26 protein-coding genes are annotated in these 23,677 nt (G+C 43.3%); 16 read left to right on the forward strand and 10 right to left on the reverse strand.

Annotated elements, in window-relative coordinates; translation table 11 throughout:
* The first annotated feature begins 419 nt into the window (after window positions 1-419).
* The 8 genes from NLX67_RS16650 to NLX67_RS16685 all read left to right on the forward strand — a co-directional run bounded on the left by NLX67_RS16650 (window position 420) and on the right by NLX67_RS16685 (window position 8,418).
* Window positions 420-1,901: a peptide MFS transporter gene (locus tag NLX67_RS16650; RefSeq protein WP_254312634.1), complete on the forward strand. Its 1,482-nt coding sequence runs from the start codon at window positions 420-422 to the stop codon at window positions 1,899-1,901.
* 103 nt (window positions 1,902-2,004) lie between these two features.
* On the forward strand, window positions 2,005-2,892 hold the full coding sequence (locus tag NLX67_RS16655; RefSeq protein WP_254312667.1) for a YitT family protein: 888 nt from the start codon (window positions 2,005-2,007) through the stop codon (window positions 2,890-2,892).
* Window positions 2,893-3,027: 135 nt separating this feature from the next.
* Window positions 3,028-3,558 carry a YceI family protein gene (locus NLX67_RS16660; RefSeq protein WP_254312635.1) on the forward strand — a complete coding sequence of 177 codons (531 nt, stop codon included), beginning with the start codon at window positions 3,028-3,030 and terminating at the stop codon, window positions 3,556-3,558.
* A gap of 205 nt (window positions 3,559-3,763) precedes the next feature.
* The gene (locus NLX67_RS16665; RefSeq protein ID WP_254312636.1) at window positions 3,764-4,879 is read left to right on the forward strand and encodes an ABC transporter ATP-binding protein; all 1,116 of its coding nucleotides are present in this window, start codon (window positions 3,764-3,766) and stop codon (window positions 4,877-4,879) included.
* Entirely contained in the window at window positions 4,866-5,669 is an 804-nt protein-coding gene (locus tag NLX67_RS16670; protein ID WP_254312637.1) for an ABC transporter permease, read from the forward strand. Before NLX67_RS16665 ends, NLX67_RS16670 begins: the two co-directional genes overlap by 14 nt.
* 1 nt (window position 5,670) lies before the next feature.
* Window positions 5,671-6,465, forward strand: a complete 795-nt coding sequence (locus NLX67_RS16675) for an ABC transporter permease (RefSeq protein WP_254312638.1) — start codon at window positions 5,671-5,673, stop codon at window positions 6,463-6,465.
* The gene (locus NLX67_RS16680; protein WP_254312639.1) at window positions 6,462-7,532 is read left to right on the forward strand and encodes an ABC transporter substrate-binding protein; all 1,071 of its coding nucleotides are present in this window, start codon (window positions 6,462-6,464) and stop codon (window positions 7,530-7,532) included. Before NLX67_RS16675 ends, NLX67_RS16680 begins: the two co-directional genes overlap by 4 nt.
* 271 nt (window positions 7,533-7,803) lie before the next feature.
* Complete coding sequence (locus NLX67_RS16685) at window positions 7,804-8,418, forward strand: PH domain-containing protein (RefSeq protein ID WP_046180904.1); 615 nt, start codon at window positions 7,804-7,806, stop codon at window positions 8,416-8,418.
* A gap of 53 nt (window positions 8,419-8,471) precedes the next feature.
* Here NLX67_RS16685 and NLX67_RS16690 read toward each other — a convergent pair whose 3' ends face one another.
* The 3 genes from NLX67_RS16690 to NLX67_RS16700 all read right to left on the reverse strand — a co-directional run bounded on the left by NLX67_RS16690 (window position 8,472) and on the right by NLX67_RS16700 (window position 10,348).
* On the reverse strand, window positions 8,472-8,897 hold the full coding sequence (locus tag NLX67_RS16690; RefSeq protein ID WP_046179961.1) for a hypothetical protein: 426 nt from the start codon (window positions 8,895-8,897) through the stop codon (window positions 8,472-8,474).
* 78 nt (window positions 8,898-8,975) lie between these two features.
* The gene (locus NLX67_RS16695) at window positions 8,976-9,758 is read right to left on the reverse strand and encodes an HAD family hydrolase (RefSeq protein ID WP_254312640.1); all 783 of its coding nucleotides are present in this window, start codon (window positions 9,756-9,758) and stop codon (window positions 8,976-8,978) included.
* A 176-nt stretch (window positions 9,759-9,934) separates the two neighbouring features.
* Window positions 9,935-10,348, reverse strand: coding sequence for a MerR family transcriptional regulator (locus NLX67_RS16700; RefSeq protein ID WP_046179963.1), 414 nt, complete (start codon window positions 10,346-10,348; stop codon window positions 9,935-9,937).
* A 135-nt stretch (window positions 10,349-10,483) separates the two neighbouring features.
* On the opposite strand from NLX67_RS16700, the gene NLX67_RS16705 reads away from it, so the two are divergent.
* The 6 genes from NLX67_RS16705 to NLX67_RS16730 all read left to right on the forward strand — a co-directional run bounded on the left by NLX67_RS16705 (window position 10,484) and on the right by NLX67_RS16730 (window position 15,545).
* Window positions 10,484-11,614 carry a diacylglycerol/lipid kinase family protein gene (locus NLX67_RS16705; protein ID WP_254312641.1) on the forward strand — a complete coding sequence of 377 codons (1,131 nt, stop codon included), beginning with the start codon at window positions 10,484-10,486 and terminating at the stop codon, window positions 11,612-11,614.
* A gap of 136 nt (window positions 11,615-11,750) precedes the next feature.
* The gene (locus NLX67_RS16710) at window positions 11,751-12,260 is read left to right on the forward strand and encodes a DUF4178 domain-containing protein (RefSeq protein WP_254312642.1); all 510 of its coding nucleotides are present in this window, start codon (window positions 11,751-11,753) and stop codon (window positions 12,258-12,260) included.
* 20 nt (window positions 12,261-12,280) lie between these two features.
* On the forward strand, window positions 12,281-12,952 hold the full coding sequence (locus NLX67_RS16715) for a PspA/IM30 family protein (protein WP_046179965.1): 672 nt from the start codon (window positions 12,281-12,283) through the stop codon (window positions 12,950-12,952).
* 57 nt (window positions 12,953-13,009) lie between these two features.
* Window positions 13,010-13,570 carry a DUF4247 domain-containing protein gene (locus tag NLX67_RS16720; protein WP_254312643.1) on the forward strand — a complete coding sequence of 187 codons (561 nt, stop codon included), beginning with the start codon at window positions 13,010-13,012 and terminating at the stop codon, window positions 13,568-13,570.
* 25 nt (window positions 13,571-13,595) lie between these two features.
* Window positions 13,596-13,991 (forward strand): DUF350 domain-containing protein, encoded by a 396-nt coding sequence (locus NLX67_RS16725; RefSeq protein WP_046179966.1) that lies wholly within the window; start codon window positions 13,596-13,598, stop codon window positions 13,989-13,991.
* 12 nt (window positions 13,992-14,003) lie between these two features.
* Window positions 14,004-15,545, forward strand: a complete 1,542-nt coding sequence (locus tag NLX67_RS16730) for a polyamine aminopropyltransferase (RefSeq protein WP_254312644.1) — start codon at window positions 14,004-14,006, stop codon at window positions 15,543-15,545.
* A gap of 642 nt (window positions 15,546-16,187) precedes the next feature.
* Here the strand turns inward: NLX67_RS16730 and NLX67_RS16735 are convergent.
* Together NLX67_RS16735 and cls are read right to left on the reverse strand one after the other, a co-directional pair.
* Window positions 16,188-16,370, reverse strand: coding sequence for an SE1832 family protein (locus NLX67_RS16735; protein WP_254312645.1), 183 nt, complete (start codon window positions 16,368-16,370; stop codon window positions 16,188-16,190).
* Between the two features lie 293 nt (window positions 16,371-16,663).
* Window positions 16,664-18,112 carry a cardiolipin synthase gene (gene cls / locus NLX67_RS16740; protein ID WP_256519946.1) on the reverse strand — a complete coding sequence of 483 codons (1,449 nt, stop codon included), beginning with the start codon at window positions 18,110-18,112 and terminating at the stop codon, window positions 16,664-16,666.
* Window positions 18,113-18,298: 186 nt separating this feature from the next.
* On the opposite strand from cls, the gene NLX67_RS16745 reads away from it, so the two are divergent.
* Window positions 18,299-18,460, forward strand: a complete 162-nt coding sequence (locus tag NLX67_RS16745; protein WP_169818478.1) for an Lmo0850 family protein — start codon at window positions 18,299-18,301, stop codon at window positions 18,458-18,460.
* 11 nt (window positions 18,461-18,471) lie between these two features.
* The gene (locus NLX67_RS16750; protein ID WP_254312647.1) at window positions 18,472-19,362 is read left to right on the forward strand and encodes a diacylglycerol/lipid kinase family protein; all 891 of its coding nucleotides are present in this window, start codon (window positions 18,472-18,474) and stop codon (window positions 19,360-19,362) included.
* Between the two features lie 88 nt (window positions 19,363-19,450).
* Here the strand turns inward: NLX67_RS16750 and NLX67_RS16755 are convergent, their stop codons facing one another.
* From NLX67_RS16755 to NLX67_RS16775, 5 genes are all read right to left on the reverse strand, one after another.
* A complete protein-coding gene (locus NLX67_RS16755) occupies window positions 19,451-20,065 on the reverse strand; it encodes a DedA family protein (protein ID WP_254312648.1) in 615 nt (204 codons plus the stop codon).
* 93 nt (window positions 20,066-20,158) lie between these two features.
* Window positions 20,159-21,277 carry an MGDG synthase family glycosyltransferase gene (locus NLX67_RS16760; protein WP_254312649.1) on the reverse strand — a complete coding sequence of 373 codons (1,119 nt, stop codon included), beginning with the start codon at window positions 21,275-21,277 and terminating at the stop codon, window positions 20,159-20,161.
* A gap of 15 nt (window positions 21,278-21,292) precedes the next feature.
* Window positions 21,293-21,877 carry a DedA family protein gene (locus NLX67_RS16765; protein WP_254312650.1) on the reverse strand — a complete coding sequence of 195 codons (585 nt, stop codon included), beginning with the start codon at window positions 21,875-21,877 and terminating at the stop codon, window positions 21,293-21,295.
* 40 nt (window positions 21,878-21,917) lie between these two features.
* Window positions 21,918-22,619 carry a polysaccharide deacetylase family protein gene (locus NLX67_RS16770; RefSeq protein ID WP_046179971.1) on the reverse strand — a complete coding sequence of 234 codons (702 nt, stop codon included), beginning with the start codon at window positions 22,617-22,619 and terminating at the stop codon, window positions 21,918-21,920.
* An 87-nt stretch (window positions 22,620-22,706) separates the two neighbouring features.
* Window positions 22,707-23,612, reverse strand: a complete 906-nt coding sequence (locus tag NLX67_RS16775) for a hemolysin family protein (protein WP_254312651.1) — start codon at window positions 23,610-23,612, stop codon at window positions 22,707-22,709.
* Window positions 23,613-23,677 lie beyond the last annotated feature (65 nt).

Genomic DNA, 23,677 nt, shown 5'->3' on the forward strand with positions numbered 1-23,677 from the left:
TCTGTTACGCTTCAGTTTTCAAAGAGAAGTGGTCTTTTTTTGCTTTCCTGTACAAATGAATCATTGACGATCCCAGATCAAATGTTGGATCCCCTTTTTACTAAAACTGGTGTTACAACGAAAGGGGGGGGGGACATGCAGGAATCGGAACAAAGGCGATCCGGGATTATGTAAAAGAAAACCAGGGATATCTAGATTTTGTTCATAAAGGGGAGACGTTTGCTTTGAAAATAAAAGTACCCTCCATTCGGAATCAGAATGCGTGATTGAAAAAACATAATTCAGAAAAAAACAACTTTTTTATTTTAGTTGAATAATAATTAATAGTCTGATATCCTGTTAAACACCTTTTATATAAAAAGTTTAAGGATTCTGAAGATTTTCTAATATAATTTTCGGTGTGAGAGGATGCAGAGGGAATGGATAAAAGAGCAATTGTTGACAGTGTTCCGCAGCGAGGCTTTTTTGGTCATCCAAAAGGGCTATTTACGCTGTTTTTCACAGAGTTTTGGGAGAGATTCTCGTATTACGGCATGCGGGCGATTCTTCTTTATTATATGTATTATGAAGTGTCAGAAGGCGGACTTGGCTTAAGTGAAACAACAGCCGCTTCTATTATGGCGATTTACGGTTCTCTTGTGTATATGTCCGGCATTATTGGCGGCTGGATTGCGGACCGGTTAATTGGTACATCGAAAACGGTCTTTTATGGCGGCGTCTTGATAATGATCGGCCACATTGTGCTTGCATTGCCGTTTGGCGCATCCGGCCTGTTTGCTTCCATGGCGTTTATCATAATCGGAACTGGGCTCTTGAAGCCGAATGTTTCAAGCATTGTCGGTGATTTGTATGCAGAAACAGATGGACGCCGTGATTCAGGCTTCAGTATTTTTTACATGGGTATTAACATGGGCGCACTTATTGCCCCGTTTATCGTAGGAACCATTGGCCAGGAATACAACTTCCACCTTGGTTTCAGTATCGCCGCATTTGGGATGTTACTTGGCTTGGCTGTTTATTTGGCGACACAGAAGAAAAACCTTGGCCTGGCCGGGTCGTATGTACCAAATCCACTGTCACCGACGGAAAAGAAAAAAGTATTTACACAAATCGGTATTGGCGCTGCTGTGATTGCAGCGCTGGTTATTGCAGGCCTGGTGAAAGGGGTATTGACGCTCGGCGTTTTTACCATGACGATCAGCGTGCTTGGTATCGTGATTCCGGCTGCATACTTTTTCTTTATGTACCGCAGTCCAAAAACATCGGATACGGAAAAGTCCCGCCTGCTTGCGTATATCCCGCTGTTTATTGCGGCGGTTATGTTTTGGGCCATTCAGGAACAAGGCGCGATTATTTTGGCGCAATATGCGGATAAGCGCACAGAGCTTGCGTTTATGGGCATGGAACTTCAATCTTCTTGGTTTCAGTCGTTAAACCCGCTGTTTGTTGTCCTGCTGGCACCGGTTTTTGCCTGGCTATGGGTAAAGCTTGGCAGCCGTCAGCCATCAACCCCGGTTAAGTTTTCGCTTGGCTTGTTTTTTGCAGGTCTGTCCTTTCTCGTCATGATTATTCCGGCACTTGGAGAATCAGATACACTTGTCAGCCCAATATGGCTTGCGCTCAGCTTTTTCCTTGTTGTCCTTGGTGAGCTTTGCTTGTCACCAGTCGGATTGTCCGTGACAACGAAGCTCGCACCCTCGGCTTTTAGTGCACAGACAATGAGTCTTTGGTTTTTAACGAATGCATCCGCGCAGGCGATTAATGCCCAGCTCGTCCGTTTTTACAGCCAGGACACGGAAGTGATTTATTTTGGCGTGATCGGCGGCGTTTCGATTTTTATCGGTCTTGTATTGCTTGTTGTATCATCCAAAATCCGCAGCTTTATGCGTGGTGTAAATTAAGTGAAAGCGTCTCTCTAAGGAGGGACGCTTTTTTTGATAAGGAAAAATTGCTATAATAGGAAGAAACAGAATATGAGGGCGTGAGTTTGTGGACGAGGAACAAATGGCAAGACAGCAAGGATCTATCCAGAAGCAGCATCGAAAAACCAGCCTGAAGCGATTGCTGAAACGAACGCTGTTTATTTTTATTGGCGCAATTTTAATGGCTATTGGCATTGAAATTTTTCTTGTGCCAAATTTAATAATGGATGGCGGAATCGTTGGGATTTCCATTATTTTATCCAATTTAACTGGCATTAATCTCGGACTCTTTTTATTTCTGCTTAATATTCCTTTCTTTTTTCTCGGGTATAAGCAAATTGGAAAAACCTTTGCTATTTCAACGGTATTCGGCATTGCGATTTTGTCCGTCGCTGCGACGATTCTCCATCCGGTAGCGGCTTTTACGAGTGACATTATTTTAGCTGCGGTTTTTGGCGGAATCACTCTCGGTGCCGGTGTCGGCATTGTCATTCGCTACGGGGGATCATTAGACGGAACAGAGATTTTGGCCATTTTAATTAACAAAAAGCTGCCGTTTTCGGTAGGCGAAATTGTTATGTTTTTCAACATCTTTATTTTCATATGGGGCGGTTTCGTATTTGGCTGGGACCGGGCGATGTATTCCGTTCTAGCATACTTTGTGGCATTTAAAACGATCGATGTCGTCATTCAAGGACTGGATGAATCGAAATCAGCATGGATCATTAGTGACCAGTACCAGGAAATTGGCGAAGCAATTATTGCCCGTCTTGGCCGTGGTGTAACGTATTTAAACGGGGAAGGCGCATATACGGGTGACGACAAAAAAGTCATTTTTTGTGTGATTAACCGTCTGGAAGAAGCAAAATTAAAATCGATTGTGGAAGACATGGACGAAGGAGCCTTTCTCGCTGTAGCAGATATTGCCGAAGTGCGCGGCGGCCGATTTAAGAAAAAAGATATTCACTAAGAAGAACATTCCGGCTTAAACGCCGGGACGTTTTTCATTTACAAAAGATTAATAAACATTTATCTTGAATTCGAAATAAGTTTTGTGTATAGTAAGGTAAGTAAGTTACTTTTATAAATCGAGGAGGAATGAAACATGGCAACATTTACATTGGACAAAGTACACAGCGGGATCGCATTTCAAGTTAAACACATGATGGTAACAAAAACAAAGGGAGAGTTTAAAAACTTCGATGTGCAAATTGACGGCGACGTAAACAACCTTGAAGCAGCAAAATGGACGGTAACAATCGATGCAGCTTCAATTAGCACAAATAACGAAGACCGCGATAACCACCTTCGTTCAGGCGATTTCTTTGATGTGGAAAACCATCCTCAAATCACATTCGTCAGTGACTCCATCAAAAAAGCATCAGACGATGAATATGAAGTAACAGGTCAATTAACGATTAAAGGCGTAACAAATACAGAAACATTTAACGTGGAATACAACGGTACTTCTAAAAGCCCAATGGACGGCAGCACAATCGCCGGTTTTGACGGGGAAGGCAAAGTAAACCGTGAAGAATACGGCTTAACATGGAACGCACCACTTGAAACAGGCGGCGTACTTGTTGCGAAAGACGTGAAATTCAGCGCGAACTTTGAGTTTGTAGTTGGAGAATAATGATAAAAAAAACCTGTACCGGCTGAGAGCCGGTACAGGTTTTTTTATTTACAGCTTATCGTTTTCATCGTTTTGTGAAGGCGTGAATAACCAAATTGCCGAAAAATATTTTTTGAATTGAAAAATAGTCTGTTTTGCATAAATCCGTTATAATGTGACCGAAAAGGGAAAATGATGGCGAGTATACTTGTGTGGAGGGATGAGTGTGAGTGGAGAAGGCATTATCCGGTTCGACCGGGTGTCGAAAGCATATGACCGTAATGAGCGCGTACTTGATGAGGTCAGCTTTGAAATGGAAAGAGGCAAATTTTACACGCTGCTTGGACCGTCCGGGTGCGGGAAAACAACGATTTTACGGCTTATTGCAGGGTTTACAGAGCCGACGTCCGGTGATATTTTCTTCAACGGCAAGCGGATGAACAACGTGCCGGCTAATAAAAGGAAGGTGAATACAGTTTTTCAAGATTATGCATTATTTCCTCATTTAAATGTATATGAAAACATTGCCTTTGGACTGCGTATTAAAAAAATGAAAAAAACGGATATCGATGCAAAAGTAACGGAAGCGCTGAAATTCGTCAATTTATCCGGCTATGAAAAGCGGGAGCTGTTGGAAATGTCCGGCGGGCAAAAGCAGCGTGTAGCTATTGCACGGGCGATCGTAAATGAGCCAGAAGTGATCTTGCTTGATGAACCGCTGTCGGCGCTTGATTTGAAGCTGCGGACGGAGATGCAGTATGAGCTTCGCGAACTTCAGCAGCGGCTTGGCATTACGTTTATTTTTGTTACGCACGATCAAGAAGAGGCGCTTGCGATGAGTGACGAGATTTTCGTGTTAAATGAAGGCAGAATTCAACAGAGCGGCACACCGATGGATATTTATGATGAACCGATCAACCGGTTTGTGGCCGACTTTATCGGTGAGTCGAATATTATTGACGGCACTATGGTCCGTGACTACGAAGTAGAATTTGCCGGATGCCAGTTTGAATGTGTGGATAAAGGACTTAGACCAGATGAACCAGTGGAAGTCATCATCCGTCCGGAAGATTTGGCTTTAACAACACCGGGTGCCGGCAAAATCCAGGCGGATGTCGATTCCCAACTGTTTCGCGGCGTGCATTATGAAATTTGCTGCTATGATGCGGACGGAAACGAATGGCTCGTTCATTCGACGAAAAAAGCGGTTGTGGGCGAAAAAGTCGGGCTTAATTTTGATCCGGAAGCGATTCACGTGATGCGTCACAATGAAACGGAAGAAGAGTTTGATAAACGGCTTGAAAGCTATGAAACAGGAGGGATCATAAATGGACGCGAATAAACGGACATTTTACTCGATTCCATACATGCTATGGATCGGATTGTTCGTCGTCGCACCGATTTTGTTGGTTGTTTACTATTCCTTTTTTGATTTGAATGGAAATTTTACCTTTGCGAACTATCAAAACTTTTTTACGCCTGTGTATTTAATGATGACGCTCAGTTCGTTTTGGTATGCTTTTTTAATTACATTTTTCTGTTTAGTCATCGCGTATCCAGCCGCTTATTTTATTACCCAGTCTAAGTTTAAACAAATTTTGCTGTTATTGATCATTTTGCCCTCATGGGTAAATTTGTTATTAAAAGCATACGCTTTTCTTGGCATTTTCAGTACGTATGGAGCAGCCAACAGCTTTTTGAAAACAATCGGGATTGGATCAAAACAAATTTTATTTACCGATTTCAGCTTCGTTTTTGTATCAGTGTACATATTTATTCCATTTATGATTTTGCCTATTTTCAACGCGCTTGATAAGCTGAATCCGGCACTTGTGTATGCATCGCGCGACCTCGGCGCATCTTCATGGATGACGTTTCTGAAAGTCATTTTTCCCTTGACGTCATCCGGTGTCAAAGCGGGTGTGCAGGCTGTCTTTATTCCGGCTCTCTCACTGTTTATGATTACCCGCCTGATCGCCGGCAATCGGGTTATTACGCTTGGTACGGCGATTGAGCAGCACTTTCTCGTGACCCAGGACTGGGGGATGGGTGCGACGATTGCTGTTTTTTTAATTCTCATTATGGTGATTATTATGATTGTGACCGGTACGCGTAAGAAAGGGGTATTGTGACATGAAATCATTTTGGCCGCGCGCGTACTTAGCGTTTGTATTTCTGATTTTATATGCACCGATTTTTTATTTGATGTTTTACTCGTTTAATAGCGGAGGAACGATGAGCAGCTTTGATGGCTTTACACTTGATTGGTATAAAGAATTGTTTTCCGATACAAGGCTGCTCATTATTGTGTTAAATACTATCGTTATTGCTTTGTTGTCAGCCGCGATTTCAACGATAATTGGCGTGATTGGAGCGCTGGCTATCATCTACGCGAGAAAGCGAATCTATCAAAATACGCTTCTTTCATTAAACAATGTATTGATTGTCAGCCCGGATGTTATTATCGGCGCTTCTTTTTTGATTTTGTTTACGATCGTTGGCATTAAGCTCGGTTTTACGTCGGTACTTTTGGCACATATTGCTTTCTCGGTGCCGATTGTTGTTATTATGGTGCTGCCGAAACTGCAGGAAATGAGCAGTTCTTTAATTGATGCAGCGCATGACCTCGGCGCTTCCCGATTCGATGTTTTAACGAAAGTCATTTTACCGTATATTACACCCGGTATTTTTGCCGGCTTTTTTATGGCGCTGACGTACTCGCTTGATGATTTTGCGGTCACGTTTTTCGTGACAGGAAACGGATTTACAACACTTTCCGTTGAAATTTATTCGTTGGCGCGCCGGGGTATTTCATTAAATATTAACGCACTTTCGACGCTTTTATTCTTATTCACGATATTCCTTGTGATGGGCTACTATTTTATTCAACAACGAAATGAAAAACCGGCAGCGGGGGTGCGGAAATGAAAAAATTGATGCAGGCGCTCGTTGCGGTTTTCCTGATTTCTTTTCTTCTTTTGTATGTCGTTGACCGCTTAAATGCTTCGAGCGGGCAGACAGAAGGGAGCACGTTGACCGTCTATAACTGGGGCGATTATATTGATGCAGAACTGATCGACCGGTTTGAAAAAGAAACGGGTGTGAAGGTCATTTATGAAACGTTTGATTCTAACGAAGCAATGATGACAAAAATAGAGCAGGGCGGCACGACATATGATGTGGCGGTACCTTCTGAATATACGATAGAAAAAATGCGGGATCAGGATCTTCTTTATCCAATTAACCATTCGAAAGTGCCAAATCTGAAATATATTGACGATCGGTTTATGGATTTGTCATTTGATCCTGGAAACAAGTATTCAATTCCATACTTTTGGGGGACCGTCGGTATTTTATACAATACCGATGAAGTTAACGGAGAAATTACTGCTTGGAATGATTTATGGAAACCTGAGTTCCGCAATAAAATTTTAATGATTGACGGTGCGCGTGAAGTAATGGGAATGGGGCTGAACAGCCTTGGCTATTCATTAAATGATACAAATGAAGCGCACTTGCAGGAAGCAAAAGCCAAACTGGATGAATTGACGCCAAACATTAAGGCGATTGTCGGCGATGAAATCCGAATGCTGATGGAAAATGATGAAGCATCGATTGGCCTTGTCTGGTCCGGGACTGCCTCTGAACTGATGGGGACGAAAGATAATCTTGAATATGTCGTGCCGGAAGAAGGATCGAATCTTTGGTTCGACAACATGGTGATTCCGAAGACAGCAAAAAATATTGAAGCGGCTCATGCATTTATTAACTTTATGCTTGATCCTGAAGTGGCGGCGCAAAATACGGAATATGTCGGCTATTCGACACCGAATAAAAAAGCGCTGGAACTCATGCCGAAAGAAATGGTAGAAGACAAACGCTTTTATCCGCCTGCTGACATGACCGAGCGTCTGGAGGTGTACGAAAACCTTGGACCGGAAATGCTCGCTCGCTACAATGAACTATTTTTGAAATTTAAAATGCACCGCAAGTGACCCTGATGTACAGGGTTTCTTTTTTTGTAAAAAATTACATTATTGTTGTATTTTTCAGGGTGATTAGATGTATAATAAAAAAGAAGAATTAAAAAAGTCTTTTTTAAGACAGCACGACTGGCTCGTGAGAAGAGACTGCTATCGGATTCAAGGATATTATTACCATCCGCTTCTAAAAAAAGAGGTAGTAGCTCTTTTTGAAAAAAATGAAACTTTTAAAGAAAGAAGATCGTATTCATTCATATACTTCGTTAAAAAGGGAGATGGGATTATGTTTGGAAAGGTCGCGGCAGACGTATTAGGATTAAGCGATGTTGGAGCAGTCATCAAGCCAGCTGATTATGACAAAGTAGATGCGGATGATTACATTATGCATGAAGATAATGAGAAAATTTATTTTCTCATTAAATCGAAAGCAGATGAATATTGCTTTACGAACATTGGGCTTGTGCATGTAGATGGGGCGAATGCTGTCAGCAAAAAACGGATGCTTCGCCGGTTTAACTACGTGACAAACCGTATTTCGAACGTATACCTCGAAACAGCGGGTACAGTGGACCTCGATGTGGAAATTAAGTTTACACTTGGCAGTGAAACGTACTCCATTGACGTGCACAAAAGACATCTGGAAGAATTAAAAGACTTGTACAAGGCATTATGGCAAATTGCAGAAATGCAAAGGGAAAACGAAATGCATCTCGGTTATGCCCAGCAAAGCCTGGATATATCAGCAAATTCGATTAAAAACATTACGAAGGCGCAAATTGATTTATCAGCTGAATTTGAAAAAGTGAATGCTTACGCATTTGACTGGTTCAAAAAATCAAGCGATGAATATCGTGTAAAAGATTTTGGTGCCGTTTACGAAAAATATATTAATAACTAACGTGAATAAATATTAAAAAACGGCACCTGTTTATTTTAAACAGGTGCCGTTTTTTAATATTCTACAATTACAGATTTAAGGTCATCTGGTTCACAAGGAAGGATCGTATAGCCAAGCTGCTTGACTTTCCCTTTCATGCTTTCGGAGCAATCCGGTCCAACAACTAAGAAAGTTCGATCGCGCTGCACTTTTTCACGAAATGATGACAGCATGCCGAAAAGAGCAGATGTTTTTTCTTCAGACAATGATTGGGTGAAAGAGGACGTGGACTCCGTTACGGGAACAATCCATAATTCGCACGCATCTTCTGTTTGAAGCAGCTTTTCAAACACATCTGCTTTTTCAAGCGGTGTCCGCATCGTTTCATCATGAAGCTCATATACCTCTTTATCTTCGGGCGGCGTTTCCGCAAACGGGCGGCTATTTTTCTTATCAAAAATTTTAATGTCCAATTTGGACGGTTCAAAATGCTTTTCCATTGAAGTCTCTCCTCTTATCTTCGAAACAGGCAACTGTTCTTTTTCACATTTGTTTACCCGTTCTTGATAAGTATAAACCTATTCAATAAGTGAAAGAATGTCTTTTAGCCGGCTGAGTGTGTGAACTGGATTTGCGCCTTCGATTACTTTTCCTTCACCGTGGTCGATCCAGGCGGATTCAATGCCGGTACGGGTTGCACCTAAAATATCCGTTCCTTGGTTGTCGCCCACCATTAGGACATCACTCGGTTTAAGATCCATCAACCTTAAAGCGTGCTCAAAAATTGCTTTTTCCGGTTTTCCGAAGCCGAAATGTCCAGAAATTAACACATGCTCAAAATAAGGAACGAGCTCCGGTGTCATCGTCAATTTTTCTAATTGAAGAGAAGGGGCACCATTTGTTAAGAGCAAGAGACGAATTCCTTTATCGCGCAGTGTATTCAGCACATCGTATGTTTCTTCGTAAACAAAAGCGGAATTGCGGCGAACGCTGCGGAACCGCTCACGTGCCCAGTCCGCTTCAGAAGATGGAATGCTTGCTGCGGTTAAACCGTTTTCCCATGTTTTTAATTGGTAGTCGGCAATTTGGTCTCCCATGGAACGGAAACCATTATGGTGCACGTCGCCAAAGTCTCCCCACAGTCCTTCAAACGGGTTAATGCCAATTGAAATAGTGACCGGATAAAAGTCATATGTTTCATATTGCGCGCGGGCAGCAGCGCGAACGTGTTCTTCGATATCAGCCGCATTTTTTTTGAATTTTTCTGCCAGTTCACCACATGTAACATCAAAAGCCGTTTGAATACTTTTTTTATCATCTAAGAGTGTGTCATCGAGGTCAAAAAAGATTGCTTTTTTCAAAATAGAGTTCTCCTTCTTTTTCACATAGTCTGACTTGAACAGGATGTTCTGGGTTCTCCGTTGCACACAGGACGTGTACGGTTTTAGGAGAAGTTCCTTTAGAACAGGATGTTCTGGGTTCTCCGTTGCACACAGGACGTGTGCAGTTTTAGGAGAAGTTCCTTCAACATTCTATCCTATTTCGACAAAAAGCTTAAAAATCCTGCTTTTCGGCGCGGTGAAAATAAAAAAGAAGGCGGCGAGTAGTCGGGAATATGATGAACAGGAAGGCGGGCCAGTTTAGAAGACAGATCTTCATACAAATTCATTAAATGATCCTGCCGCTGTTCAATAGCAGAGAGACGTTCTTCAATTAAAGAAAAATAAGCGTTTTGTCCGATCGCATTGGCTGCCTGGCCGGGAGGAAGGTTTTGAGCGGCTGCAGTGTCAATCATCTGACGGATTGTAGCCATTTCTTTTTCATCAAACAACCTGCCATTGCGTTTTCCTGTCTCAAACCGGAAGCCTGCTCCTTCAAGTGCCATGACATATTTGTTTAGCGTTGACGGACTGATGTCTAAGGCGGCGGCTGCTTCTTTTGTTGTGTGCATAGAAACCCCTCCTTTGTCTTCTTTAATACATTCAATACCGCTCGCTTTTTTCCTTTCACTGTTTTTGCCGAAAAAGCGTGCATGGCCATGTTCTTTTCGTCAAAATTCGGGTATACAACCGTTAGGTGAAGGATCATGAAATTAGTCAGCTGGACATATACGAAACGCTATAACATTAAAGCGGTTTACGAGCGTTTCCCACATTCGAATGTCATCTTTCGGCTTATTCATACGTATTATTTTATTTACATCGTGAATTGGTCCGAGAAAGACCCGCCGGTTACGAAAATAGATTTAGAACGAATGGAGCTGCTGCTGAATGACGAACTGGGTACCGGACAGTTTTACCGGAACCGCCGATCAAGAAAACAAGGAGGGTCAATACGCATGAAAAAAGCTATGATTATCGCAAATCCATCTTCAGGGAAAGAAGAAGCTGAAGAACACATTGACCAAATTAAAGGACAGCTTGAGAAGTCCGGATACCATGTAGAAACGCGCTTAACCGAAGGAGAAGGAGATGCAATGCGTTTTGCGAAGGAGGCATGCGAACGAAAGCTTGATGCCGTAATTGCGATGGGCGGCGATGGTACGATGAATGAAACGGTAAACGGTCTTGCCGAACAGTCGCACCGCCCTGTAATGGGGGTCATCCCGCTTGGTACTGTCAATGATTTTGCGCGCGCGTTAAATATACCGCTTGAACCTAAAGAAGCGATCGCTTCTTTAGGCCAAAACACAAGACCAGCTGACATCGGCAAAATAAATGACCGTTATTTCCTGAACATTTTAGCAATTGGCGGGATTGCCGAAGCGACTGGAGAAGTCACCTCGAAACAAAAAACAACGCTTGGTGCGCTTGCTTACTTGGTGGAAGGTTTGAAAACATTAAAAGAAAAAACACCATTTCACCTTACCGTAGAAGCGGATGACCGAGTATATGAAGAAAAATCACTTCTTTTTCTGGCTGCACTGACCAATTCAGTTGGTGGATTTGAGAAGTTAGCACCAGATGCAGAAGCGGCAGATGGCTTTTTTCACTGCTTTATTGTACAAGATGTGGGGCTGCCGAAATTGCTGCGTATCGGTGCAAATTTATTGAAAGGTGACTTTCAGGAAGATCCGGACGTTTTATATTTCCGTACAAGAAAAGCGAGTATCCGGTCGACAATGGAGCTTACAGCCAATGTGGATGGCGATCTGGGTGACCCGGTTCCATTTGATCTTGAGGTGCTTAAAGGTCACATTAATGTATTTATTCCATAAAAGACTGCTTTGGGCTGTTTTTTCCAACAAACAAACGCTTTCTTAAGTTTTCCATTTAATAAAAGCCATTCTTCGTTATACAAAAAATGAAACTTTACTATAAATAGTTCGTATATGGCATTGAGGTGAAAAATACATGAGTTTTTGGAAGCGGCTTTTCGGCGGAGCCGAAGAAAGTGTGCCGGAAGCGAAAGAACGGACGCTGCTTAATTTACGTGTAGGTGATTTTGTCACGTACGATTTGGCTGACTACGAAGTAACAGGTAAAATCCATTACAACGACAGTGGTTATTTTTGGGATACGTATCAGCTGGCTGCTGATGGTAAAATCCGCTGGCTCAGCGTAGAGCTTGATGATGAACTCGAAGTCGGCATGTACGAGACCGTTCGTGTGCCAGGCCTTGAACCGGGCTCAAAAAAAGTTACTTACGACGGCAGAACCTATTATTTAGAAGAGCAAGGCCGGGCGTATGTAAAAGCAGAAGGCCGCAGTGAAAATGTTCATGGCAAAAACGTGGACTACTATGACTACATGGATGATTCAGAAGAGCATTTCCTATCTGTTGAAGTATGGGGCGGCGATGTGGAAGTCAGTTACGGGTATGAAATTGAGGAATATGAAATCACCGTTTTAGCGGGAAGCTAACCAACATTGGAGGAGAGAAAATGTTTCAATTTTTTAAGCGTGTGCAGACGTATGTAGGATCTGAGTTGAATGCAACACTTGATAAAGCGGAAGATCCGGTTAAAATGCTGGACCAGTTTATGCGGGAAATGTCTGCGGATATTCGCGATGCGGAAACAGCGGTAGCAAAACAGCTGGCAAACGAAAAAATGTTAAAAAAGAAATATGACGATGCAGACAGCATGGTGGAAAAACGCCAGCAGCAAGCCGTTGACGCCATTGAAGCAGGGAATGAAGACTTGGCTCGCCGCGCGCTTGAAGATAAAAACAATCATGCAAAACAAGCGGAATCAATGAAAGAAGCCCACGCACAGGCAGCGGCGGATGCAGCGGTTCTTCGAGAAAAATTGTCAGAAATGAAACGCGAGTATGAAGAAATGCAGCTGAAAAAAGATTCGTTAAAAGCACGCGCAGAATCCGCAAAAACACGGACGAAAATGAACCGGGCGATGTCCTCTGTCGGCAATGATGAATCAAAACGCGGCTTTGAACGGATGGAAGAAAAAGTGATGCAGTATGAAGCAGAAGCAGAAACATCAGAAGATTTACGGGCAGGTTCGCGCAGCCTGGATGATGAATTAGCTGCAATAAAGAAAAACAGTGCAGTGGATGATGAACTGGCCGCACTTAAGCAAAAGCTCGGAAAAGAATAAGGAACCGCGGTCCGCCCGGTGCGGCGGGCCGTTTCTGTTCATTTGGAGTGTTTTCATATGAGAAAAAAGAAATGGCTGACAATGACCATTGCAGCGGCCGTTTTCCTGGCTGCATGCGGCTTACAGGAAGCGGATGACTATATCGATGAAAACTATACATTTATCGATGCCGTACAAAACAGCTCGAATACAAATGATCGGGCGATGGTCTACCGTACAAATAAAAGTGTGGCAGATACATCGACTGAGCTTGTCGATATACAAGAACCGGAACAAGTCGGTGAAGAAGTGGACGGACGCCAGGTGCTTGTGTATGATAATGAATTTATTATCTTAACAGAAGATCCGGACAACCCTGGATCCACACTTGTTGAAGTAGCCGAAGATGAATTTGTCCGTACACACTATAGTCCAGGCTTTTTTACGGGGATGTTTCTTGGCTCCATGTTAAGTGGGCGGTTTGGCTCAGGGTGGGAGCGGACGCAGACAAATAAGTGCCGAAATAATAAGGATAGATGTTATTCCGGCGGCGGCTACTATGGGACAGGCACTTTTTCATCAGGTTCTTATGGCCGGGGTTCTACATTCCGCGGCGGTGGTCCGGGGGAAGGAAAATAATGAAACGAAATGAGGGAATGCAGCTGTGAATCCATTTTTACTGACATTTTTGTATTATGCAGTGGCCATTGCGGTGGTGATTGTCGGGCTGGTTATTTTTGAACTGATGACCAAAAAGTATAAAGATTGGGATGAAATAAAAGGAAGCAATGCAGCCGTTGCGCTGTCGATCGGCGGGAAAATTATCGGTATTTGCATTATTATTACATTTTCTATTTTCCACAATGATACAATTGGTGAAACGATCATTTGGGGCTTGTTTGGTATGGTGCTTCAGCTTGTGGCATATGTATTGTTTGAAGTACTAACAAGAAGCTTTTCGGTTGAGGAGCAGCTCAAACAAGGAAATTTGGCTGTCGGGATCGTTTCGTTTTCCGTTTCGATCGGTCTGGCGTTTGTTATCGGCGCTTCGATTTCGTAAGGCGGTGTTTTGATGACTGAACAGGAATCTCTCCGGCAAAGCCGGTCAATTTATTACGCATCGGGTATTGTCTCGATTTGCGGAATCATTTTTGAAGTGCTGTTCGGTGCACTTGGTTCATACATTTTAGGAGATGGAGTGAAGCAGTATACGCTCACCATCTCCCTTTTTTTAACCGGTATGGGCATCGGGGCATACATAAGCGAAAAAATGACAAGGCATTTAATTGCTTCTTTTATTTGGATTGAGTACAGCATTGGTCTCATCGGCGGGTTTTCCGCCATGCTTCTGTTCGGGGTGACGGCGTATTTGCCAGACGGAACGGACGCTTTGTTTTTATATAGCGTCACATTGTTAGTCGGAACGTTGACAGGTGTTGAGCTGCCTATTTTAATTCGGAAAGCAAATGAAATTGGTGTGTCTCTTGAAAAAAGTGCGGCTAAGGTTCTGTTTTCAGATTACGCCGGCGGTCTTATAGGCGGTCTTTTGTTTTTATTTTTGCTTCGTCCGTATTTCGGTCTTGTGAAAACATCATTTCTCGTTGCCCTCATTAATATAGCAGTGGCGATCTGGATTGTGTTTCGATTCCGTCATGAACTGAAACGGTTTCGGCTTCATGCGATATCCGGCGTTGCTTTTCTATGTATTTTAATTGCTGGTGCGCTTTTTGGGGAAGAAGCGGCGTTTCATTTCGAGCAAAAGCTGTACAAAGACCCGGTCGTTTTTTCTGAGCAAACCGCTTATCAGCAAATTATTTTAACGAGAGAGCAAGGGGATACACGTTTGTATTTAGATGGCCAGCTGCAATTCAGCTCATCTGATGAACATAGGTACCATGAAATTCTCGTTCACCCTGCGATGGCAGCGGCTGCACGGCATGACCGGTTGCTTGTGTTAGGTGGCGGAGACGGTCTCGCTGTTCGTGAACTATTAAAGTATGAAGATCTTGGAACCGTAACACTTGTCGATCTTGATCCCGCGATGACGGAAACGGCACGAACGAACCATTTATTAACCGATTTAAATGAGGGAGCACTGGATGATCCGCGTGTGGACATCGTGAATGAGGACGCGTTTCAGTTTTTAGAAAAAGCTGAAGGTTTTTATGATGTGGTCATTATCGATTTACCCGATCCGAACAATGAGTCATTGAATAAATTATACACGCAGGAATTTTACTCCCTTGCCCGCAATCATCTGCAGCCGGACGGGGCAATGATTGTGCAGGCGACCAGTCCCGTATTTGCGCCAAAAGTGTACTGGACGATCGACCGGACCGTGCAGGCGGCCGGACTAAAAACGGAAAACCTTCATGCGGATATTCCGAGTTTTGGCGGCTGGGGTTATGTCATGGCATCGCGAAACGGTATTAAGCTGGAAGAGCTAACTCTTTTAAAAGATACACGGTATTTAACCGCCGATGTATTACCGGCGCTGGCGAAGTTCGGAAAAGATGAAGATGCGGTGATGGAGGATGGAGCAACACTCCAGCCGAACACATTAATTCGCCCGAATTTAATTGAAGTGTACGAAAAATCATGGCGTTACTACTAAACGAAACAAGCCGCCCCTGAAAAGGAGGCAGCTTGTCAGAGTGTAGACAAATAAAACCTTTTGTCAGCACATCTGTTTTTTCTTACGTACCATTGTTCTTTGGTTAGGGCGGTTTAGGGCGTTCTGATTGGAGCCGACATGCGGCGGGCTCGCGACTTCGCGTTCCGCGGGCAGGCGCTGAGCTCGTTTCCGTCGCTGCGCGCCTCCACCGATCTCACCTGGCCTGCTAGTCCCGCAGGAGTCTTCGCCGCAAGCCCGCCGCCGCTGTTTCTATAAAAGCAGCGCATAAAAGAGCCGGTTCATGGGGACATGCTCCTCTGGCGACAGCGCCAAAATGGGACCGTTACAGTGCCCACTCGTTTTTGCGAATAACAGCCAGCCAAAAAACGGCACGAATATTCGCTGCTCTTCTAAAAAACGGGGTGAAGCAAAAAGGACGCAGACTCCTGCGGGAACAGCGGTGAACGTGAGGCCCCGCAGGAGCGGGAGCGACGAGGAGGCTCACGCACTGCCCGCGGAAAGCGAAGTCCTTTTTGCTTCATCTATCGGCTCTTTCAAAAAAACTGACGACTTTGTCGACAGCCTGACAAGCCGCCCCTGAAAAGGAGGCGGCTTGTTTCGTGACCAAAACCAATGATTTAATTACTTTTCAAATGAAAGAAGCTGTTTATTCAGCTCTTTTAATTCGTTTTCCATTTCAACCAGCATTTCTTCTGCTTTAGACGTGCCGTGTCCAGTCGATTCCAACTTTTCAATGTCACCTTGCACACGAATGTAATCCATTTTCAATTCTCTAATCTTGTATTCAATTTGTGACTTATTCATATATGTACCGCCTTTTTCTTTTATTTTACCAAATGAAAAAGCCGTCTGCACGTGGCAGACGGCTTTTGTTTATTACCGGGAAACGATAAATTCAATGACGAGGTTTAAGAAAAACACGGTATGGACCGCTGCGAAAATAAGTCCTTGTTTGTTTAAACGCTGCATTAATACTTGATCCATATCAATCACCTCATAGGTTAGTTTGTAAATATAATATAACACATGTTCACAAAATGTTCAAAAAGAATTTACGAAATTGCAACAAATTAAAAAGAAGCAGAATGTCTGCTTCTTTAAAGGATCGGCGACAGGAGCCGAGAAATAGATTCTTTAAACTTAATCCAATTAGACCGCTGCTGGTATAGCGCTGGCGTCAATTCATAGGAAACTGTCATGTCATGCCAGAAAATCTTTGCCAGCCGGCTGCCAGTTTCATAGTCATACATAAAGGCGTTCACTTCAAAGTTTAAGCGGAAGCTCCGTACATCAATGTTCGCTGTCCCCACTGAACTTAATTTTTCATCTACGACAATCGTTTTCGCATGAATAAAGCCATCGTTATAAATATAAATTTTCGCTCCTGCTTTCAATAATTCGCCTGCATACGAATACGTTGCCCAATAGACAAATGGATGATCAGGTTTATTCGGAATCATAATTTTTACATCAATTCCCGACAAGGCCGCTATTCGAAGTGCGTCTAAAATACTCGCGTCTGGAATAAAATAAGGAGTCTGAATATAAATCGATTTCTTTGCTGTCGTAATAAGCTTAAAGTAGCCGCTTTTGATTTGATCCCACTCTGAATCCGGCCCGCTCGTAACAATTTGCATAGCAGTGCTGCCTGTATGGTCTGGAACAGGGAACAGCCGCTCATCATACACAAAGTCATGCCGCTTTGATGCTTGATTCCAGTCCAAAATAAAACGAGTTTGAAGTGCATGTACAGCACTGCCTTCGACGCGAAGATGCGTATCGCGCCAGTAGCCAAATGACGGGTTCTTTCCTAAATATTCGTCACCGACATTAAAGCCGCCTACGTAACCGATTTGCCCATCAATAATAACAATTTTCCGGTGGTTCCGGTAATTAAGGCGCAAATTAATAAATGGAATGCTGGAAGGAAAAAAGGTTTCAACCACACCACCCGCTTCCGTTAATAATTTAAAATCCTTGCGACGGAGCGTTCTAGAGCCCATGTCATCATAAAGCATACATACTTCAACACCTGTGAGTGCTTTTTCCGTTAATAATGTAATGAGTTTTTTCCCAAGCTCGTCGTTCCGGAAAATATAATACTGAATATGAATGTGGTTTTTTGCCTTGCGTATGTCATTCATAAGCGCCTCAAACTTTTCAACACCATCTGTATAAATATATACGTTGTTGTCTTCAGACAGGACCGCATCATTATGACTGAGCAGCATGTAAACGAGCTTCGCATTTTTTTTCGTATGTGGATTGGCAAACGGATAGAGGCCGCTTTTAATTGCTTTTTTCTGATGTGCAATTTGTTTCTCAATGCCGATTTTTTTCTTATCTTCCCAATCAAAAAGCCGCTGCCTGCTTAAATTTTGCCCGAAAACGAGGTAAAGAATAAAGCCGAGAAGCGGAATGAAAAAGAGCACCATCAGCCAGGCCCATGTTGCGCCTGGATCGCGCCGTTCAAGAAAAATAACAGCAGATGCCGATACAATATTCAGTGCAAACAGCACGTAGGCAGCCGATGGGAAAAGACTCAATTCAATGAACACGTTTATCACCGATCCGTTCTAATAAAATACTTGCTTTAACTATACACGAAAAAGTGTGAATGATCTGGATTGAAAAAGCTAAAATGGGGAAAATAAAAAAGGATGATAAAAAAAAATGAAACACTTTTTTATAAAGAACGTATAGACAAATAAAAGCGAAAAGGATGGATCGCGATGAAGAGTAAGGACCGGACAAGACAAATTGTCGATAATATTGCCAGGCTTGGTGTAAAAGCAAAGGTAACAAAATCAAGAGCGGCTCTATGGAGCGCGCTACAAGGCAGCGGAGAAGTGAAGGGTCAGCTGAAAGTGGTGACTTCCTGCCATCCTGGATAAGGAAGGGGCGTATGACGATGCATTTTAACAAAGGGCTTCTTTTATACAATGAACAAGCAGGCAAAGGAAAAGTGCCGATTAATGAACAAATTGTCCCTGTTTTAAAAGAAGCAGTAGAACACTTAGAGGAACAGGTCATTTCAGCGCCAGGAGAAGGAGAAAAAATTTGTTTTGAGCGAGGAAGTGATTATGATATTATCATCCTCTACGGTGGCGATGGGACGATTCATGAATGTGTCAATGGCATTGCCCGGCTGGAAAACGGGCCGGTTGTCGCTGTGCTGCCTGGCGGAACATGCAATGATTTCAGCCGAGCGATTGGTGTGCCGGAAGAAATGGATGCAGCATGCCGATTGTTAAAAACAGGCGGCGTTCGCCATGTGGATCTTGGTTTGATGAACGATCGCTATTTTGTCAACTTTTGGGGAATTGGCATGATTACGGACACATCAGAAAACATCGATGAAAATAAAAAAACGATGATCGGCAAAATGAGCTACTATTTAAGCGCATTGGAGACCATCCGCAACCCGCCTTTTTTTCATTATATGATTGAAGCGGACGGAGTGAAACTTGAAGGGGATGCTGTGATGGCTGTAGCGTTAAATGGAAACTACATCGGAACGATTAACCTCCCATTTGAAGCCAATCACGAAGACGGCTATCTGGATCTCATCATCGTGAAAGAATCGGGATTTTCGCTTATTAAAGAAGTGATTCAGACAGAAAAAATAAAAGCTACAGGCAAACACGCAGCAAACCTTGAACACCATCGGGTCCGGTCATTTACCATTGCGACGGACAGGCCCATGCGTGTTGATATGGATGGAGAAGTGTATACAGCCACACCATCCAATTGCAGTGTGAAAAAGGGTCATGTCCGCTTTGTCAGTTCCATATAAAAGCGTCCGGACCAAGTCAAGGCCAGGACGCTTTTATCATTTAAGACGAGAAGACTCAGCCTCCAGGAGAAGCGCGAAGGAGTCTTCATTAAACAGAGCGGCTGCGAAACTTTTTAACAAACCAAATAACTGCCGCAATAAAGATAATAGCCAAAATCGCGTACACAATATTTGAATACACATCCATATACTCGACAACCGTATGCCATGAATCAGAAAAAGCGGCACCTAGATTAACAAGAACTGTGTTCCAAATTAGTGTTCCAGCTGTTGTAAACAAAAGAAACAAGAAAAAGTTCATGTTAGACATCCCGGCCGGAATGGAAATCAGGCTGCGGATAAGTGGAATCATGCGGCATAAAAAGACCGTCCATACCCCGTATTTGTCAAACCAGACATCTGCCCGATGAATATCTTCTTTTTTTACACGAAGAAATTTTCCATATCGTTCAATAATTTTCTCCAATTTTTCAACATCCATTAATAACCCGATGCCATATAGAAGGACAGCACCTGCAACGGATCCGGCTGTTGAAGCTAAAATGACGCCGGTAACTGTTAAATCTGTCTGTCCGGTCATAACACCACCGAATGTAAGGATGACTTCGGACGGAATTGGAGGAAATAAATTTTCAAGCGCAATTAAGAAAAAAACTCCCCAGAGCCCGTACTGCTCCATCATCGAAATAATCCAGTTTTCCATAATAGTTCCTTTCCGTGAAGAAAATTTTCGCTTCGTTTGACATTATAGCATGGCCAATCAAAGCTTCACCAATAAAAAGAAAAGACCCGCTCATTAAAGCGGGACAGAAGAAGAAGTGCTGCCAAAAATCGCGGTTAATGTCGTCGTAAGTGTCTGCTCTTTTTCAAGACTATATAGATCAAGCCGTTTTTTCCACTTGCTTCGCTCAATGTCGCTATCAATAATTGTTGTAATTTGCTGCTCGATCGGGACATCATCGGTTAATTCATAAATGAGTTCCCGTTTTTTTAAGTAGTCTGCATTAAATTCTTCTTGCCCGGGGAGTGCACCGGAAATAAAGACAGGAAGTTCTTTTTCAAGCACTTCACTAACGGTAATGCCGCCTGGCTTTGTAATAATGGCGGACGCTTCTTCATAAAACCGGTTCATCTCTTCACGGCTGCTCATGTACGGCAATGCTTTAATGCGCGGATTTCGCAGCAGGTCAATTTGCGCCCGTAACTTTTCGTTATGGCCGCACAGCACTTTATATGTGTAGGAAAGCGTATGGTCATTTAAATGCTGAAGCAGCTTTTCTAATTGTCCCAGACCACTATTTCCGCCTGCGATAAGAATGGAACGATGTTTAGTGTGGACATGGTCCACTTCAAAAGAAGGGTGGACCGGAATACCGGTCACATACACGCGCCCTGCCGGAACACCGAGGCGTACGAGCCATTTTTTTGCTTCTAGATGAGGAACAAAATGATAATCAATGCTGCGTTTTCCCCATACGTCGCTGACGAAAAAGTCTGTGTACACATTAATGATCGGTGCCGTAACCTTTTTCTGGCGTTTTAAGTGATTGAGCAGCTTCGACGGATAGCTGTGTGTACAAATAATATAGTCTGGACGTTCTTTTTCGATCAACCGGGCAAGCCGGAATTCAAAGTATTTGTCCCACACATGAAGCGGCATTTGCTCGCTTCTTCTGCCATCCGGCGTATAAATAAACGATTTATAAAATTTGCTGTATGATTCTGGTTTTTTGTTGATCCACTGCATGTACATTTTTGAAACGACCGATTCGAGCGATTCATGGCAATAACTTAAAATGTCCACAGTTTGGATGTTCGCATCCGGCCGAATCATACTAATGTGTTCGATAATAGCTTCGGCTGCTTTATGATGGCCCGACGACAGACGAAATAAAGGAAGCACAATAATTTTCATGTCAATTTGACTCCTTTAACGGCGGGAATATGACGATTTTTTCCATTTGATAATAAAATGAATAACAAATAAAACAAAAAACAAAGCACCGGCAATTGCTAAATACTCCGGTTCAATTCTAATGTAGGAGCTAATTAAAAAACCTGCTGACATATACATGAATACCCATATAAATGCACCTAAAACAGAGAGGGCAAGAAAAGCGGGAATGGAAAACTTCGCAATTCCAGCAAAATAAGGGTTAAACTGACGGACTCCCGGGACAAAAAAACCGGCTAAAAGCGAACGGGATAAATCCCAATGCATAATCGTTTTTCGAAGCCTTTTTTTCGTGACACCTAAATATTTTCCGTAACGGTCCAAAAGCGGCTGACCGATGACTCGGCCAAGTGTATAGCTGATCAACATGCCGGTCAGCGTGCCGGCTATTAATGATGCAAGAGCGCCGGGAAATGAAATAGATCCGTTTTTGGCAAGCATGCCTACATACACATACAAACTTTCTTCCGGCGCTGGGATGCCGACGATACCGAAGACCCCGGCTAAAAATAAAATAGCATATCCATACTTCGATAAATACGCGATGACTAATGATTCCATGTAATCCCTCACTTCAAAAACAAACCGAGCCAATAATGAATCAATTTGTCCGGAACAATGTATGTACCGTTACAAATGAAAAAGAAGCGGACTTCTGATCCGATAAAAAAAGACGAAGCGCGTCCATCATGATGAGGGGCGCTTTTTCGTAGGCGCCGGTTGTTTCACCGCTATCATGAAGCGTAATAATGGCGCCGTTTGACCTTGCCATCCTCAATTTCTCAGCCAGTTTTTCAGCGGTCATGTTTTTTTTCCAATCTCCTGGAATAGATGTCCACATAATTGTGTCAAATGCTTTCGCTTGTGGGAGCGTAAATGGATTAAAGTGTCCCCATGGCGGCCGGTATAAGGTGACACGATTTCCTGTAATGGAATGTATACTGTCAGCCGCTTTTATAAGCTGTCTTTCTAATGCGGGAGGCGATAGGAGCCAGTTTGAAATATGGCGGTTATTATGAATGCCAATTTCATGGCCTTCAACTTCCATTCTACGGATTAACTCAGGATAAAGTTTCGCTTTTTCTCCTACAACAAAAAAGGTGGCTTTTACATTATATTGTTTTAACATGTCTAATAGAAGAGGTGTGTATGCAGGATCCGGTCCATCATCAAATGTAAGAGCGATTTCCGGTCGGTCAGGTCCGCGTTTTTTAACGTTGTGCGCATACATACGCGCATGGACAGTTGGCAGCACAGTCCAGGAAGCCGCGAGCAGCGCGGCGGCTGTCATAATCTTTTTCATTTGGGCGCTCCATTTCGCAATACTATTTCGTTAATTATAATTCTGATTTAGAGAAAACACAAAACCCGCTTTTCAGCGGGTTTTTCGTCAGGCATTGTATGGTTCTGCAATCACAACAGGTGCAGTGCCTGCTTCAGATTGTACTGTTTCCTGATCCGGCATACGTTGAATTTCAACATGACGGATTTGGTGGTCTTCCATTTGTAAAACGGTAAACAGGAATCCATTGTGCTCGATTGATTCGCCAGGCTGAATATCATAATTCTCCGTTAAAATCCAGCCGCCAAGCGTATCAACATCCTCGTCATTCATATCGATGCTGAGCAAGAGGGCGGTTTCAGCAACCGGCATCTTGCTGCTGGCGATATAGTGAAAATCACCAATTTGCTGAATAACGGGTGGTTCGGCGACATCGAATTCATCGTACAATTCACCGACAATTAATTCGACGATATCTTCTGCTGTAACAATGCCGGCTGTACCGCCGTACTCATTGATCAGCATGACCATCTGTGTGCGTTCTGCCTGCATTTTGGCAAGCAGTTCATGCACAGGCGTCGAATCAATCACCCGGGTCACCGGCCGGACGAAATGCTTAATGCTTTTCGAGCCGACCACTGGGTCCGAGACATACTCGGCAATCACTTCTTTAAAATTCACGAAGCCGATAATCCGGTCTTTGTCTCCATCTGCAACGGGGTAACGAGTATACTTTGTTTCCCGGAACAAGCTGACACAATCCCGGACTGTGTCTTCTTTATCGAAATAAATCATTTCTGTCCGGGGCACCATTACTTCCGTTGCCGCCCGGTTATGAAGCAGCGACAAATGGTTTTCATGCTCTATACCGCTTAATTCAGCGAGAAGAGCGGAGGAACGCCCTGTCGAGGGAGGTTCTCCTGTTTCATTTGATTCTTTCCGTTTTACATTACGAATGGCTGTAAATGACAACGCCAAAAGGATAACAGCTATAAGCCCAATCCATATGTCCAATCAGATTTCTTCTCCCGCTAATGCGAAAGAAGAAGTCACCTCCTATTAAATATGATGATCAATGA

It is taken from the genome of Domibacillus sp. A3M-37, assembly GCF_024213455.1.
Taxonomy (GTDB): domain Bacteria; phylum Bacillota; class Bacilli; order Bacillales; family Domibacillaceae; genus Domibacillus; species Domibacillus tundrae.

Bases quoted from the DNA above. Each gene is read 5' to 3' on its own strand.
- NLX67_RS16650 (WP_254312634.1), top strand. From the start codon at position 420: ATGGATAAAAGAGCAATTGTTGACAGTGTTCCGCAGCGAGGCTTTTTT.
- NLX67_RS16655 (WP_254312667.1), top strand. From the start codon at position 2,005: ATGGCAAGACAGCAAGGATCTATCCAGAAGCAGCATCGAAAAACCAGC.
- NLX67_RS16660 (WP_254312635.1), top strand. From the start codon at position 3,028: ATGGCAACATTTACATTGGACAAAGTACACAGCGGGATCGCATTTCAA.
- NLX67_RS16670 (WP_254312637.1), top strand. From the start codon at position 4,866: ATGGACGCGAATAAACGGACATTTTACTCGATTCCATACATGCTATGG.
- NLX67_RS16675 (WP_254312638.1), top strand. From the start codon at position 5,671: ATGAAATCATTTTGGCCGCGCGCGTACTTAGCGTTTGTATTTCTGATT.
- NLX67_RS16680 (WP_254312639.1), top strand. From the start codon at position 6,462: ATGAAAAAATTGATGCAGGCGCTCGTTGCGGTTTTCCTGATTTCTTTT.
- NLX67_RS16685 (WP_046180904.1), top strand. From the start codon at position 7,804: ATGTTTGGAAAGGTCGCGGCAGACGTATTAGGATTAAGCGATGTTGGA.
- NLX67_RS16690 (WP_046179961.1), bottom strand. From the start codon at position 8,897: ATGGAAAAGCATTTTGAACCGTCCAAATTGGACATTAAAATTTTTGAT.
- NLX67_RS16700 (WP_046179963.1), bottom strand. From the start codon at position 10,348: ATGCACACAACAAAAGAAGCAGCCGCCGCCTTAGACATCAGTCCGTCA.
- NLX67_RS16705 (WP_254312641.1), top strand. From the start codon at position 10,484: ATGAAATTAGTCAGCTGGACATATACGAAACGCTATAACATTAAAGCG.
- NLX67_RS16710 (WP_254312642.1), top strand. From the start codon at position 11,751: ATGAGTTTTTGGAAGCGGCTTTTCGGCGGAGCCGAAGAAAGTGTGCCG.
- NLX67_RS16715 (WP_046179965.1), top strand. From the start codon at position 12,281: ATGTTTCAATTTTTTAAGCGTGTGCAGACGTATGTAGGATCTGAGTTG.
- NLX67_RS16720 (WP_254312643.1), top strand. From the start codon at position 13,010: ATGAGAAAAAAGAAATGGCTGACAATGACCATTGCAGCGGCCGTTTTC.
- NLX67_RS16730 (WP_254312644.1), top strand. From the start codon at position 14,004: ATGACTGAACAGGAATCTCTCCGGCAAAGCCGGTCAATTTATTACGCA.
- NLX67_RS16735 (WP_254312645.1), bottom strand. From the start codon at position 16,370: ATGAATAAGTCACAAATTGAATACAAGATTAGAGAATTGAAAATGGAT.
- NLX67_RS16745 (WP_169818478.1), top strand. From the start codon at position 18,299: ATGAAGAGTAAGGACCGGACAAGACAAATTGTCGATAATATTGCCAGG.
- NLX67_RS16750 (WP_254312647.1), top strand. From the start codon at position 18,472: ATGACGATGCATTTTAACAAAGGGCTTCTTTTATACAATGAACAAGCA.
- NLX67_RS16755 (WP_254312648.1), bottom strand. From the start codon at position 20,065: ATGGAAAACTGGATTATTTCGATGATGGAGCAGTACGGGCTCTGGGGA.
- NLX67_RS16760 (WP_254312649.1), bottom strand. From the start codon at position 21,277: ATGAAAATTATTGTGCTTCCTTTATTTCGTCTGTCGTCGGGCCATCAT.
- NLX67_RS16765 (WP_254312650.1), bottom strand. From the start codon at position 21,877: ATGGAATCATTAGTCATCGCGTATTTATCGAAGTATGGATATGCTATT.
- NLX67_RS16770 (WP_046179971.1), bottom strand. From the start codon at position 22,619: ATGAAAAAGATTATGACAGCCGCCGCGCTGCTCGCGGCTTCCTGGACT.